The sequence below is a fragment of the Micromonospora sp. KLBMP9576 genome (genome assembly GCF_050941805.1).
Lineage (GTDB): Bacteria > Actinomycetota > Actinomycetes > Mycobacteriales > Micromonosporaceae > Micromonospora.
In genome coordinates, this window is sequence record NZ_CP194567.1 from 295260 (window position 1) to 307715 (window position 12456).

Here is a 12456-nt window from a genome sequence, read left to right on the forward strand (position 1 = left end):
GGATCAGCCCGTGGGCTGGTCGTTGCGGATCATCAGGGCGCTGCGCAGGCCGGTGATGTCGAGGACGCGGAGCAGGAAGTCGCCGACGTTGGCCAGCATCAGCAGGCTCTGCGCGTGGCTGGCCTTGCGGCTGAGTACGACCAGGGTGCCCAGGCCCTGCGAGTCGCAGAAGGTGACGCCGCCCAGATCGAGGATGATCCGCGGCGGCGGCTCGGCGAGGACCTCGTTGACGACGGTCGAGAGTTGGGCGGCCGAGAGCATGTCGATCTCACCGACCAGGCGAAGCACGGCTTCGTCACCCGTCCGGTGTAGCGTGATGGACAGCTCGGCACGATCCACCCGGTCAGCCTAGCGCGATCCGGGCGGCCCGGCGCGTCGAGCGGAAGTCGACCGGGTCCGCGCCGGGCGCGACGGACCGCTCCCGCCGAGGGCGGCGACCCCGGGCACGCGGCGCGTGGTGAGCGCGCCGGGAGGGCGGGGAGGGGCGGGCCCGCGTGAGCCTGGTAACCCCGGCGCGGGGTGCCTGCCGATTCGCCGCCCGACGCTGACACAATGGCGGCATCGTGACCGATATGTTGCCCGCCGGATCCGGCCGCTACCCGGCCGACGCACCGGCCTCCGAGGCCCTGTTCCACCGCGCCAAGGCCATCGTGCCCGGCGGGGTGAACTCCCCCGTGCGCGCGTTCCGTGCCGTCGGCGGCACGCCGCGCTTCATGGTCCGGGGGGAGGGGCCCTGGCTCCACGACGCCGACGACCGACGCTACGTCGACCTGGTCTCCTCCTGGGGGCCGCTGATTCTCGGCCACGCGCACCCGGAGGTCGTGGCGGCCATCAGGTCGGCCGCGACCCGGGGCACCAGCTTCGGCACCCCCACCCCGGGTGAGGTCGAGCTGGCCGCCGAGATCGTCGACCGCACCCCGGTCGAGCAGGTCCGGCTGGTCAACTCCGGCACCGAGGCCACCATGTCGGCGATCCGGCTGGCGCGCGGGTTCACCGGCCGTCCCCGGATCGTGAAGTTCTCCGGCTGCTACCACGGGCACTCCGACGCCCTGCTGGCCGCCGCCGGCTCCGGGGTGGCGACCCTCGGCCTGCCCGACTCGCCCGGGGTCACCGGCGCGGCGGCGGGCGACACGATCGTGCTGCCGTACAACGACGTCGCCGCCGTTGAGCAGGCGTTCGCCGCCGAGGGCCAGCACATCGCGGCGATCATCACCGAGGCCGCCGCCGGCAACATGGGCGTGGTGGCCCCGCGTGACGGCTTCAACGCGCAGCTCGCCCGGATCGCGCACGCGCACGGCGCCCTGCTCATCGTCGACGAGGTGATGACCGGGTTCCGGGTCTCCCGCGCCGGTTGGCACGGCCTCGACCCCTCCGATGCGGACCTGTGGACGTACGGCAAGGTCATGGGGGGTGGGCTGCCGGCCGCGGCGTTCGGCGGGCGCGCGGAGATCATGCAGCGGCTGGCCCCCGCCGGCCCGGTCTACCAGGCCGGCACCCTCTCCGGTAACCCGTTGGCCTGCGCCGCCGGCCTGGCCACCCTCCGGCTGGCCGACGACGCGCTCTACCGCAGGCTCGACGAGATGGCCGCCGTCGTGGGCCGGCTCGCCACCGACGCGCTCACCGCCGCCGGGGTCCCGCACCGCCTGTCGTACGCGGGCAACATGTTCTCGATCTTCTTCACCGACGCCGACGTGGTCGACTACGACAGCGCCCGCGCCCAGCGGGTGCCGGCGTTCAAGGCGTTCTTCCACGCGATGCTCGCCGGCGGCGTCTACCTCCCGCCGAGCGCGTTCGAGGCGTGGTTCGTGTCGGCGGCGCTGGATGACGCCGCTCTGGAGCAGATCGCCACCGCACTGCCGGTGGCGGCCAACGCGGCGGCAGCGGCGGGTCACGGGGGGTAGCGGTGAGCGCGAGGAGTGAGCCGGGTTTGCGAGCCCCGCAGTCGCGAACGAAGGGGGCGCAGCGGTGAGCGCGAGGAGTGAGCCGGGTTTGCGAGCCCCGCAGTCGCGAACGAAGGGGGCGTAGCGGTGAGCGCGAGGAGTGAGCCGGGTTTGCGAGCCCCGCAGTCGCGAACGAAGGGGGCGCAGCGGTGAGCAAGACGGTGGTCCACGTGCTGCGGCACGGCGAGGTGTACAACCCGGACGGCATCCTCTACGGCCGGCTGCCGGGCTTCCGGCTCTCCGAACTCGGCGTGCAGATGGCCAAGGCCGCCGCGCAGGGGCTGGCCGACCGCGACGTCGTGCACGTCGTGGCCAGCCCGCTGGAGCGCGCCCAGCAGACGGCCGAGCCGATCGCCGCGCAGTTCGGCCTGCCGGTCGGCGTCGACGAGCGGCTCATCGAGAGCGCCAACTGGTTCGAGGGCAAGAAGGTCTCGCCCGGCGACGGCTCGTTCCGTGACCCGCGCAACTGGTGGGTGCTGCGGGACCCGGTCACCCCCTCCTGGGGGGAGGCCTACCAGGCCATCGCGGAGCGGATGTTCGCCGCCGTGCACGCCGCCCGGGTGGCCGCCGAGGGGCGTGAGGCCGTGCTGGTCTCGCACCAGCTCCCGATCTGGACGCTGCGCCGGTACGCCGAGCGGAAGCGGCTCTGGCACGATCCGCGCCGGCGCCAGTGCGGGCTCGCCAGCCTCACCACCTTCCACTTCGACGGCGCCAAGGTGGCCGGCATCGGCTACTCGGAGCCGGCCGCCCACCTGATCGCCATGTCGTCGACAGCCAGGACGGCCAAGGGGGCCTGATGAACGTCCGGAGGTGGACCGCAGGCCTGCTCGCCGCCATCGTGACGGTGACGCTGGCCGGCTGCTCGTCGCGTGACCGGGAGGACGCGTGCGGCAACCGCGACGGCATCATCGAGTGCGCCCCCGACCAGCGTTCGTCCGCCCCCAAGCTGGCCGGCGAGCTGCTCACCGGCGGCAGTCACGACGTGGCGCAGGACCGGGGCCAGGTCGTGGTGGTCAACTTCTGGGGCTCGTGGTGCGCGCCGTGCCGGGCCGAGGCGGACGACCTGGAGAACACCTACCAGGCGACGAAGGGCTCCGGGGTCGCCTTCCTGGGCATCAACATCCAGGACCAGCGGGACAAGGCGCTCGCCTTCGAGGAGAGCTTCAAGGTCACCTATCCGAGCCTGTTCGACCCGCCGAGCCGCCTGGCGCTCGCGCTGGACATCGCGCCGAACACCATCCCGGCGACCATCGTGCTGGACCGGGACGGCCGGGTCGCCGTGGTGATCCGGGCGGCGGTCAAGCAGGAGGGCCTGCAGCCGATCGTCGAGCGGATCGCGGCCGAGCAGCCGCCACCCGCCGGTTCGCGCTGATGGGCGAGACGTTCCGGGAACTCGCCCAGTCGGGTCCGCTGCTGCTCGCCATCGGGGCGGCGGCGCTCGCCGGGCTGGTCAGCTTCCTCTCGCCGTGCGTGCTCCCGCTGGTGCCGGGCTACCTGTCGTACGTCACCGGCCTCGCCGGCGCCGACCTGGAAACCCGCCGGGCGGGGGCGACGGAGGTCGCCGCGTCGTCGGGCGGCGTCGTCGGCAGCGGCGGTGCGGTGGCGGTGCGGGAGCGCACCGAGCAGCCCAGGGGCGCGGTCAAGGGCCGGGTGCTCGCCGGCACGCTGCTGTTCATCGCCGGGTTCACCGTCGTCTTCACCGCCACCGCGATCCTCTTCGCGAGCGTCGGCCGGGTCTTCTTCGAGTACGAGCGGGCGCTGGAGATCGTCATCGGCGCGCTGATCGTCGTACTCGGGTTGAGCTACGTCGGGCTGGTCCCGGGGTTGCAGCGGGAGTTCCGGATCCAGCGGCTGCCCGCCGCCGGGCTGCTCGGGGCGCCGGTCTTCGGCGCGGTCTTCGCGCTCAGTTGGGTGCCGTGCGTCGGGCCGACCCTCGGGGCGGTGATCGGCATGGCCGCCGTCGGTGGGCAGACCGACCGGGCGGTGGTGCTCGCCGTGGCGTACTGCCTCGGGTTGGGGATTCCGTTCGTCGTCTTCGGGCTGGGCTTCGAGCGCCTGCTCGGGGTGTTCCGGGCCGTGCGGCGCAACAGCCGCTGGGTCACCCGGGTGGGCGGGGCGCTGCTGATCGTGATCGGCCTCGCGCTGGTCACCGGCGGCTGGACGAACGTCGTGATCTGGTTGCAGACCACCGTGGGAGTGGGCGAGGTGAGCATCTGATGAGCGTCGTCGACGAGCGCCCCGCACCGCCGGCCGCGGCCCCCCGACGCCGGCCCCGGCGGCTGGTGGCCCTGCTGCGCAACTCGTGGCGGCAGCTCACCAGCATGCGTACGGCCCTGGTGTTGCTCTTCCTGCTCGCGGTGGCCGCCATTCCCGGTTCGGTGCTGCCGCAGCGCGGGGTCAACCCGGAGGACGTGCGGGACTACTTCACCGCGCACCCCGACCTGGCCCCGCTGCTGGACCGGATCGGCGCCTTCGAGGCGTTCAACTCGGTCTGGTTCTCCGCGATCTACCTGCTGCTCTTCACCTCACTGATCGGCTGCATCCTGCCCCGGCTGCGTGACCACGCGCGGGCGCTGCGGTCGAAGCCGCCGGCCGCGCCGAAGCGGCTGGACCGGCTGCCGCAGCACGCGGTGCTGGCCGGGCCGGAGGGCGGCGCGGCGGCGATCGCGGCGACGCTGCGGCGGCGGCACTGGCGGGTGGCGGTGCGCGGCGACGAGGTCTCCGCCGAGAAGGGCTACCTCAAGGAGACCGGCAACCTGTTCTTCCACAGCTCGCTGGTGGCCGTGCTGATCGGGGTCGCGGTCGGCTCCTGGTACGGCTGGAGCGGCAACAAGCTGCTGGTGGCCGGCGAGGAGAACGCCTTCTGCAACACCCGCCAGCAGTACGCCGAAAGCAAGATCGGCCCCCGGGTGGGCAGCGCCGACCTGCCCGGCTTCTGCGTCCGGCTCGACGACTTCCAGGCCCGGTTCCTGGAGTCCGGGCAGCCGGAGTTCTTCAACGCCACGGTGACCGTGGACGGAGCCGACGGGGAGCGCCGGCCGGCCGACTTCTCGGTGAACGCCCCGCTGCGTCTCGACGGCGCGAACGTCCACCTGCTCGGCCACGGCTACGCCCCCGTGATCCGCTACACCGACCGCTTCGGCAAGAGCCAGACCAGCAACTTCCCGTTCCTCACCACCGGCGACGTCGGGATGACCAGCGAGGGGCTGGCGGCCTTCCCGGACGTCAACGTCGACCCGGCCACCGGCGAGCGGGCCCCGGACCTCCAGGTGGCCTTCTCCGGGCTCTACCTGCCGACGGCCCCGGCCACCGCGCCGTTCGTCCGCTCCGAGCACCCGACGGAACGCAACCCCGTGCTGAACCTGGTCGCCTACCAGGGCAACCTGGGCATGGACGCCGGCATCCCCGGTTCGGTCTACGAGCTGGACCAACGGCAGGTGCAGGCCGGCAAGGTCAAGGAGATCGGCACGAAGCTGCTCCGCAAGGGCGAGACGTGGCGGCTGGACGACGGCACCACAGTCGAGTTCCTCGGCACCAAGCCGTACGTGACCCTGACGGTCCGGCACGATCCCGGCTCGACGGTGCTGCTGGTCAGCTCCGGCGTGCTGCTGGTCGGGCTGATGGGCTCGCTGTTCGGCCGGCGCCGCCGCGTCTTCTTCCGGGTGTCGTCGGCCGACCCCACGAGTGGATCTCCGACGAGCGGTAGTAGCTTGGTCGAGGCCGGTGGCCTGCCGCGCACCGACCATCCCGGGTTCGCCGACGAGTTCGCGCAGCTCGTGGCCGCGATCGGCGGCGACGGGCGACCGGACGAGAAGGCCGGTGTCGACGACGATCGGGCCGGAGCGCGAGAAGGAGCCGAGTGATGTCCGCATTCTCCGACCAACTGGTGTCGTTCGCGATCCTGGCGTACCTGGTCGCGATGATCTGCCACGCCGTCGAGTACGCGCTCGGCAACTCCCGGGCCCGGGTCGCGGCGCCCGCGCGCGAGTTGGTCGGCGCGGGGGTCGGCGGCCCCGGCGGGGTCGTCGCGCAGCCGCCCGCCGAGACCGGCACGACGGCGGCCGAGCGTACGGCCCGGCGGGCCCGGCTCGCGGGCCTGGCGGCCGTCGCGGCCACCGCGCTCGGGGCGCTGCTGCACCTGGGGGCGCTGGTGACGCGCGGCTTCGCCGCCGACCGGATGCCCTGGGGCAACATGTACGAGTTCGTGCTCACGGGCTCGTGGATCGGTGTCGTCGCCTGGCTGGTGGTGCTCTGGAAGCGCCCGCAGCTGCGCGGCCTCGGGCTGTTCCTGTCGCTGGTGATGGTGCTGCTGGTGGCGACCGCCGAACTGGTGCTCTACACCCCGATCGTGCCGCTGGTGCCGGCGCTCAACTCGTACTGGTTCGTCATCCACGTCTCGACGATCGTGTTCGCCTCCGGCATCTTCCTGCTGGGCGCGGTGCCGGCGGTGGCGTTCCTGATGCGCTCCGGCCACGAGCAGGGCCGGCGGAGCTTCCCGTACACGTTGGCGAAGCGGCTGCCGACGGCGGCGGCGCTGGAGCGGCTGACCTTCGTGCTGCACGCGTTCGCGTTCCCGGTCTTCACCTTCGCGGTGATCGCCGGGGCGATCTGGGCGGAGGCGGCCTGGGGGCGGCCCTGGGGCTGGGACCCGAAGGAGACCTGGTCGTTCATCTCCTGGGTGATCTACGCCGGCTACCTGCACGCCCGGGCCACCCCGAGCGTGAAGCGCAACGTGGCGACCTGGCTCGCCATCGTCGGCTTCCTCACCATGCTGATGAACCTGTTCGGCGTGAACATCTTCTTCGAGGGCCTGCACTCGTACGGCGGGCTGGACTGACCGCCTCCGGGCAGGCCCGTGCGTAGCAGCCGGCTCCGGCGTTCTGCGCCTGGCCCGCCGGTTTCGAGCAGTTCCTGGCGATGCCGTGGGTGAGGTTGCCGGAAGCCGAGAGCGATACCGGCGATACTCCGGGCGTGGAGTACGTGTCCAGAGTGCCGCAGCCGCCGCTGGACGGGCTGATCGACGACCTCTACTACCTGGAGGGTGCGTCGCCGTACGCCCGGCTGACGCTGCCGCCGATGCCGGCGGCGTTGCTCATCGTCAACCTCGGGGCGCCGTTTCGCATCCGCGCCGGCCTGGGACTGGTCCGCCGTACGAGCAGTGTCATCGCGGCGACCAGCGGGGCGGTGGCGATCGGCGGCCTCAGCGTGGCGGCCGGTGTCAGCAGCACCCATCTGGCGCGGCGGTTCAAGGAACTCGTCGGCGTCACGCCGAAGCGGCTGGCCCGCACCTACCGCTTCGCCGCCACCGTGTTCTCGATCAACCCCGCCGAACCGATCGACTGGAGCGACCTCGCCGGTCGCGCAGGCTACTTCGACAGGCCCATTTCGGCCACGAGTTCCGCGCGTTCACCGGGCTCACGCCGACCCGGTACGTCGAAGTCCGGCGGCAGTTCCTGCGCGAGCATCCCGGCCACGTGCTGGACAGCTGGCCGCTGCCGGCCGATTGATTTCCTACAAGAGCAACAGCCCGCGACACACCAATATGGGGGCATCCCAGAGCAGAGGAGCGCCACATGGGCAAGGTAGTCATGTACAGCTCGGTGTCGGTGGACGGCTTCGTCGCGGACGAGAATGACCAGCCCGGACCGCTGTTCGACTGGTTGTCCAGCGGTGACGTGCCGTTGGAGGAGAGCGGCGGTTTGAAGGTGTCGCAGACGTCCTACGACTACACCCGGCCGTACTGGGATCAGATCGGGGCGACAATCGTCGGCCGCCACGTCTTCGACATGACGGACGGCTGGGACGGGAAGCCTCCGGGCGGGGTCGACCACGTGGTCGTCGTGACACACCGGCCGGAGCCCGCGGGCTGGGACCCCGAGGCGCCGTTCCACTTCGTCGACGGCGTCGAGGCAGCCGTGGCCAAGGCGCAGGAGCTTGCGGGTGACCGCACGGTCGAGGTCGCCGCTGGCGAGGTCGGCGGCCAGGTGCTTGCCGCAGGCCTGGTCGACGAGGTACGCATGGACGTCGTACCCGTCGTGTTCGGGTCCGGCAAGCGCTACTTCGGGTCGGTCCACGCGCAGCACCTGTTGGAGGACCCTGACGTGGTGATTCAGGGCAACCGGGTGCTTCACCTGCGCTATCGGGTGCGCCGTTGACCGACCTCAGCCGATACGCGAGGAAGTCCACTGCGAACGGTGACACACGTTCGTGCCTCCGGCTGCGTCTGCGCATCGCTGCCGGAGGCTCGACGCGCCGGCCGACATCCAGCCAGCGGTTGCCTCTCAACTGCGAAGAGCCAGATTCACGTTCACGGCCTGGTGGGGGGCGTCCGGCCGGTTGTTCGGGAATTCTGATCGGGGGTCTTGGCGGCAGCGCGTCGGTCAGCGTCGCGGCCAGACGGGAGGCAGGTCGAGCGCCTGGTCGACGGCGTCGAGCACCGCCGGCCTGTCCGCGCGGGCGCTGCGCAGCAGGTCGATGATCAGCATCCGGATGTGGCCGAGGATCGTGCTGACCGGCAACGACTGCTCGTGCTGGAGCAGCGGCGTCACGGCCCGGGCGGTGGCGATCGCGATCCTTCCCGCCTGGTCGGTGTGCCGTTCGGCCAGGTCGTCGTCGCCGGAGACGACCGCGGCGAGCACCGCCGCGGCACAGTCGGTCAGCCGGTTCAGCGAGGCAAGCGCGGTGCCGAGCTGTGGGGGCGGCGGGTCCGGCAGCCGGGTGAGCACCACTGCCGAGCGGGCCAGCGCCCGGATGTTGCGCACGGCGTGGTCGACCTGGTCCACGGCGGCCCGCGCGGCCTCGACGCGCGGGCGACTGTGTCGTGCCCAGATCGCGAGGTGCAGGTTCTCGTCGGCCACCAGCACGGCTCTGCGGAGCGCGGCGCTGCGCGAGTCCAACTGCCGGGCCCGGTCGAGCACGGCCTGGGCGGCCTCCTCGTCGTGTCGCCGCAGTGCCTGGCGGATGCCGTCCAGGACCCCGGACAGCTCGGTGAAGGCCCGCCGGCCCTCGGTGTCGAGCGGCTCCAGCGGCGAGCGTGCGCCGGCGACCTGGGTGATCAGCAACGCGATGGTGCCGCCGATCAGCGCGTCGTAGAGGCGGGTCGGTTCCAGTTCCTTGTCCGGTGGGACCACGGCGACCAGGAAGAGCGCGGACGTCGTCAACTGGTTGCGGACGACGCCCGGGGCGCCGGCGGCGATCGACAGCCCGGCCGCGACGAGGATGACGACGAAGATGGCGGCGGTGGAGCGGGCGCCGAGCAGCCAGATGGCGGCCTCGCCGAGCAGCACCCCGACCGCGATCCCGATCAGGACCCGGATCGCCTGCCCGAGTCGTGCGCCCCGGGCCTGCGCCAGGACGATGAGCGCGGCGGCCGGTGCGTAGAACGCCGCACTGTCGTCACCGCCGTGCGGGCCTCCGATGAGGCGGCTGGCGACCAACCAGGACGCGGTCGCCCCCAGGGTCACCTCCGCCAGCAGTTGCCAACCGCTGTGCAGGCGACCCCAGGCGGTCCGGAACCAGTTCGTCAGCCGGGACACGGCTGGTTAACGAGGGAACCGCCCGTTCGTCGTCGCGGGGCTGCCGGCCCCGCGCACCGCCCCTACCGGAGTCGGCGGAGCATCTCGTCCACCCGGAGGGTGACCTGGTGGGCGACTTCCGGCAGGTCGGCCAGCTCGATCCGTTCGCCGCGCAGCGCGTACTGGGCGTGCAACTCGCGGGCGACCGTGTCCCGCAGCTCGGTCAGTAGCGGCGACAGCCCGTCCGGGTCGCCGACGACGTAGGCGTCCGACATGGTCCGACCCTGCCCTCCTGCGGCGGCCGCCGCCAGGGCCGGGTGACATTTGTCGCGGGCGGTCGCCTCCGGGCGGTCAGCCGCCGAACCAGCCGGGCACGTCGAGGCGGAACGGGTTGGCCGGGGTGACGGTGCGCAGGTCGTCCTCCAGGGCGGCGACCCGGTCGGGACCGAGGGTGGTGGCCCACCGCTGCCGGAGTTGGTCGAAGACGGCCGCCGAGCGGCGCAGGCCGTCCCGGCCGTGCGGGGTCACCCGGACCAGCTTGCGTCGGGCGTCGCGCGGGTCGTCGGCGCGTTCGAGGTAGCCGAGGGCGACCAGCCGGTCCACGGTCTTTCCGGCCGCCTGCTTGGAGACGCCGAGTCGTTGGCCCAGCTCGGTGGCGGTGGTGCCCTCGGCGCCGACGGCCTGGAGGACGAAGCCGTGCAGCGGCCGAAGCTCCGGGTGCCCCTGCCGGGCCAGTTCGGCGTGCAGGTCGTCGATGAGCGTACGGAAGCCGGCCAGCAGCAGCAGGGGCAGCAGGAAGCCGGGCCGGTCGGGTTCAGCCGTTGCCACGTTCGACAACCTGGTTTACTGTTTCGACAACCACATTGACGATCCTACGTCCGTGTGCGGCGCAACGCCCAACGGGCCGCGCCGCTCCTCCCGACCCCGAGAGCAGGTGCACCGTGCCCCCGTTCACCACGCACACCGCCGACACCGCCCCCGCCGCCGCGCGGGCGACCATCGAGGCGGTGCGCCGCAGGCTCGGCCACCTGCCCGCCGCCGTCGGCCTGATGGCCGAGTCCCCGGAACTGCTCACCGGGTTCCTCACCGTCAACGGCATCTTCGACACCTGCGCCCTCGGCCCCGTCGAACGGGAGGTCGTCGTGCTGACCGTCGCCACCCGCAACGAGTGCCACCTCTGCGTCGCCATGCACACCGCCACCCTGACCCGGCAGGACGCCGCGCCGGAGCTGATCGGCGCGCTGCGCGCCGGCACGCCCCTGCCCGACGACCGGCTGGAGGCGCTGCGGCGCTTCACCGTCGCCGTGCTCGACCACCGGGGCGCGGTGCCCGAGGCGCAGCTCACCGCCTTCCTGTCGGCCGGCTACCAGCCCCGGCACGCCCTGGACGTGGTGCTCGGCGTCGGCACGTACACCATCTCCACCCTGGCCAACCGGCTCACCGGCGCCCCGCTCGACCCGCCCCTGGCCGCGTACGCGTGGGAGCCGGCCGCCCGCTGACGAACATGGGCGGGTGCGGCATCCGGCCCGCACCCCGGCGGCGGGTCGGCCCGGACCGCCGAGGCCGGGAGGGCCGGCCACGGTACGCCCGGGGCCGGCCCTCCTCGTCGGCCCCACCCCGGTCGGGGAGGGGCCGGATGCGGTCAGCCGAGCGTGACCGGGGCGGAGTCGTTGGCCGGATCGTCGTCCGGACGCGGGTAGTCGCCCTGCAGCCGGACGACGCCGGGGGCGCCCGCGGGCCCGTCGATCCGCAGGTCGAACGGGACCGTGAAGCTCTGCCCGGCGGGGAACACCGCCCCCCGCCAGCAGACCCAGGACGTCGGAGCGCCGCCCCCGTCGTCGTTGGTCGGCCCGCAGCCGGGCGGGTCGGCCAGCACGGTCACCCCGGCCGGCGGGGTGAAGAGGAACCCGCCCGCGTCGCCACCGGAGACGGTGCCGTCCGGCACCCCCGGACCGTCGTTGCGGACCCCCACGGTCACCCGCACGGTGTCACCGACGGCGCCGGTGACGGTGGCGCCCACGGCGGCTATGTCGAAGGCGCCGTGGATGTCGCGCAGGTAGGTGCTGCCGTAGGCGCTGCCGGCGGCGATCGGGTCGAGCGGCTCGCCCACCGGCCGCAGCCGGAGCGCGCGGTCGGCCTCCCGGCGGGTCAGCGACACGCCGCCGGGCAGCGGCCCGGCGGTGGCCAGCGGCTCCACGAACTGGGTGATGCGCTTGTCGCCGAGGGTGGCCGGACCGATGGTCGTGGCGAAGCCGTTGCGCAGTTCGTGCCGGATCCCGGGCGCGAACGTGCCCCGCACGGTGCAGACCACCACCGTGGCGAGCACGGTGTCGGTGCCGTACCGGCAGTTCCGATAGCTGGCGGGTTGCAGACCCACCGGAAAGCGGACGGTCAGCCGGAGGTCCCCGGCGGGCTGGTCACCGGCGTTGACCACGGCCACGGGCACCTTGCGGACGTCGCCGACCTCGGTGCCCGAGACGTACTCGTCTACCAGGTCGAGCAGGTCGGGACCGGAGCGCACGCTGACGGTGGCCTGCTGGGTGGACGGCGCCAACCCCTCGGCGTCGAGCGTGTAGTCCAGGACCGCCGTCGCGCCGTCGGCGGCGCCGGGCGCGGCACGGAACACCACCGGCACCGTGCCGTTGACGGTGCCGTACTCGTCCGGGGTCGCCCCCGGCGGCATCGGGCAGGTCACCGAGGTGCCCGCGGTGACGCACCAGTCGGGGAAGCTGGCCGTGGCGACGCCGGCCAGCGCGCTCAGGTCGACGGTGACCCGGGGGGCGGTCGCGCCGCTGCTGCTCAGCTCCAGCGGCGCCGTCCGGCCGGGAGCGCCGGCCGCGCCGACGGTGACGTCGTTGAACCACCCGCTGACCCAGCCGGGGTCGGTCCGCGCGGCGGCCGGGCCGGCCGCCGCGCCGGTGCCCGCCGCGACCACGGCCAGCACGGTCAGGGCGCGAAGCGCCCCGCTGCGCGTAATGCGCACAGAAGTCATCGATCTCCCT

Annotated in this window: 14 protein-coding genes; 9 read left to right on the forward strand and 5 right to left on the reverse strand. The window is 73.1% G+C overall.

The features are described 5' to 3' along the window. Positions 1-3: 3 nt before the first annotated feature. Positions 4-339 carry an STAS domain-containing protein gene (locus tag ACQ452_RS01450; RefSeq protein ID WP_433389211.1) on the reverse strand — a complete coding sequence of 112 codons (336 nt, stop codon included), beginning with the start codon at positions 337-339 and terminating at the stop codon, positions 4-6. A 224-nt stretch (positions 340-563) separates the two neighbouring features. Between ACQ452_RS01450 and hemL the strand changes: the two genes are divergently transcribed. The 8 genes from hemL to ACQ452_RS01490 all read left to right on the forward strand — a co-directional run bounded on the left by hemL (position 564) and on the right by ACQ452_RS01490 (position 8095). After that, entirely contained in the window at positions 564-1901 is a 1338-nt protein-coding gene (hemL, locus tag ACQ452_RS01455) for a glutamate-1-semialdehyde 2,1-aminomutase (protein WP_433389212.1), read from the forward strand. A 188-nt stretch (positions 1902-2089) separates the two neighbouring features. Next, on the forward strand, positions 2090-2737 hold the full coding sequence (locus ACQ452_RS01460) for a histidine phosphatase family protein (protein ID WP_433389213.1): 648 nt from the start codon (positions 2090-2092) through the stop codon (positions 2735-2737). Next, positions 2737-3312: a TlpA family protein disulfide reductase gene (locus ACQ452_RS01465; protein ID WP_433389214.1), complete on the forward strand. Its 576-nt coding sequence runs from the start codon at positions 2737-2739 to the stop codon at positions 3310-3312. The genes ACQ452_RS01460 and ACQ452_RS01465 overlap by 1 nt, the downstream gene beginning before the upstream one ends. After that, a complete protein-coding gene (locus ACQ452_RS01470) occupies positions 3312-4157 on the forward strand; it encodes a cytochrome c biogenesis CcdA family protein (RefSeq protein WP_433389215.1) in 846 nt (281 codons plus the stop codon). The genes ACQ452_RS01465 and ACQ452_RS01470 overlap by 1 nt, the downstream gene beginning before the upstream one ends. Then, a complete protein-coding gene (gene resB, locus ACQ452_RS01475; RefSeq protein WP_433389216.1) occupies positions 4157-5803 on the forward strand; it encodes a cytochrome c biogenesis protein ResB in 1647 nt (548 codons plus the stop codon). The genes ACQ452_RS01470 and resB overlap by 1 nt, the downstream gene beginning before the upstream one ends. Further along, positions 5803-6777, forward strand: a complete 975-nt coding sequence (gene ccsB / locus ACQ452_RS01480) for a c-type cytochrome biogenesis protein CcsB (protein WP_433389217.1) — start codon at positions 5803-5805, stop codon at positions 6775-6777. Before resB ends, ccsB begins: the two co-directional genes overlap by 1 nt. Positions 6778-6911: 134 nt before the next feature. Continuing rightward, positions 6912-7526: a hypothetical protein gene (locus ACQ452_RS01485; protein WP_433389218.1), complete on the forward strand. Its 615-nt coding sequence runs from the start codon at positions 6912-6914 to the stop codon at positions 7524-7526. Then, positions 7514-8095: a dihydrofolate reductase family protein gene (locus ACQ452_RS01490; RefSeq protein ID WP_433389219.1), complete on the forward strand. Its 582-nt coding sequence runs from the start codon at positions 7514-7516 to the stop codon at positions 8093-8095. Before ACQ452_RS01485 ends, ACQ452_RS01490 begins: the two co-directional genes overlap by 13 nt. A gap of 225 nt (positions 8096-8320) precedes the next feature. On the opposite strand, the gene ACQ452_RS01495 is transcribed toward ACQ452_RS01490, so the two are convergent. The 3 genes from ACQ452_RS01495 to ACQ452_RS01505 form a co-directional block, all read right to left on the reverse strand. After that, positions 8321-9475: an FUSC family protein gene (locus ACQ452_RS01495; RefSeq protein ID WP_433389220.1), complete on the reverse strand. Its 1155-nt coding sequence runs from the start codon at positions 9473-9475 to the stop codon at positions 8321-8323. Between the two features lie 62 nt (positions 9476-9537). Further along, positions 9538-9729: a hypothetical protein gene (locus tag ACQ452_RS01500; RefSeq protein WP_433389221.1), complete on the reverse strand. Its 192-nt coding sequence runs from the start codon at positions 9727-9729 to the stop codon at positions 9538-9540. 76 nt (positions 9730-9805) lie between these two features. Continuing rightward, positions 9806-10282 carry a MarR family winged helix-turn-helix transcriptional regulator gene (locus ACQ452_RS01505; protein ID WP_433389222.1) on the reverse strand — a complete coding sequence of 159 codons (477 nt, stop codon included), beginning with the start codon at positions 10280-10282 and terminating at the stop codon, positions 9806-9808. 113 nt (positions 10283-10395) lie between these two features. On the opposite strand from ACQ452_RS01505, the gene ACQ452_RS01510 reads away from it, so the two are divergent. Beyond that, positions 10396-10953, forward strand: coding sequence for a carboxymuconolactone decarboxylase family protein (locus ACQ452_RS01510; RefSeq protein ID WP_433389223.1), 558 nt, complete (start codon positions 10396-10398; stop codon positions 10951-10953). 143 nt (positions 10954-11096) lie between these two features. Here ACQ452_RS01510 and ACQ452_RS01515 read toward each other — a convergent pair whose 3' ends face one another. After that, complete coding sequence (locus tag ACQ452_RS01515) at positions 11097-12446, reverse strand: hypothetical protein (protein WP_433389224.1); 1350 nt, start codon at positions 12444-12446, stop codon at positions 11097-11099. Positions 12447-12456: the final 10 nt, after the last annotated feature.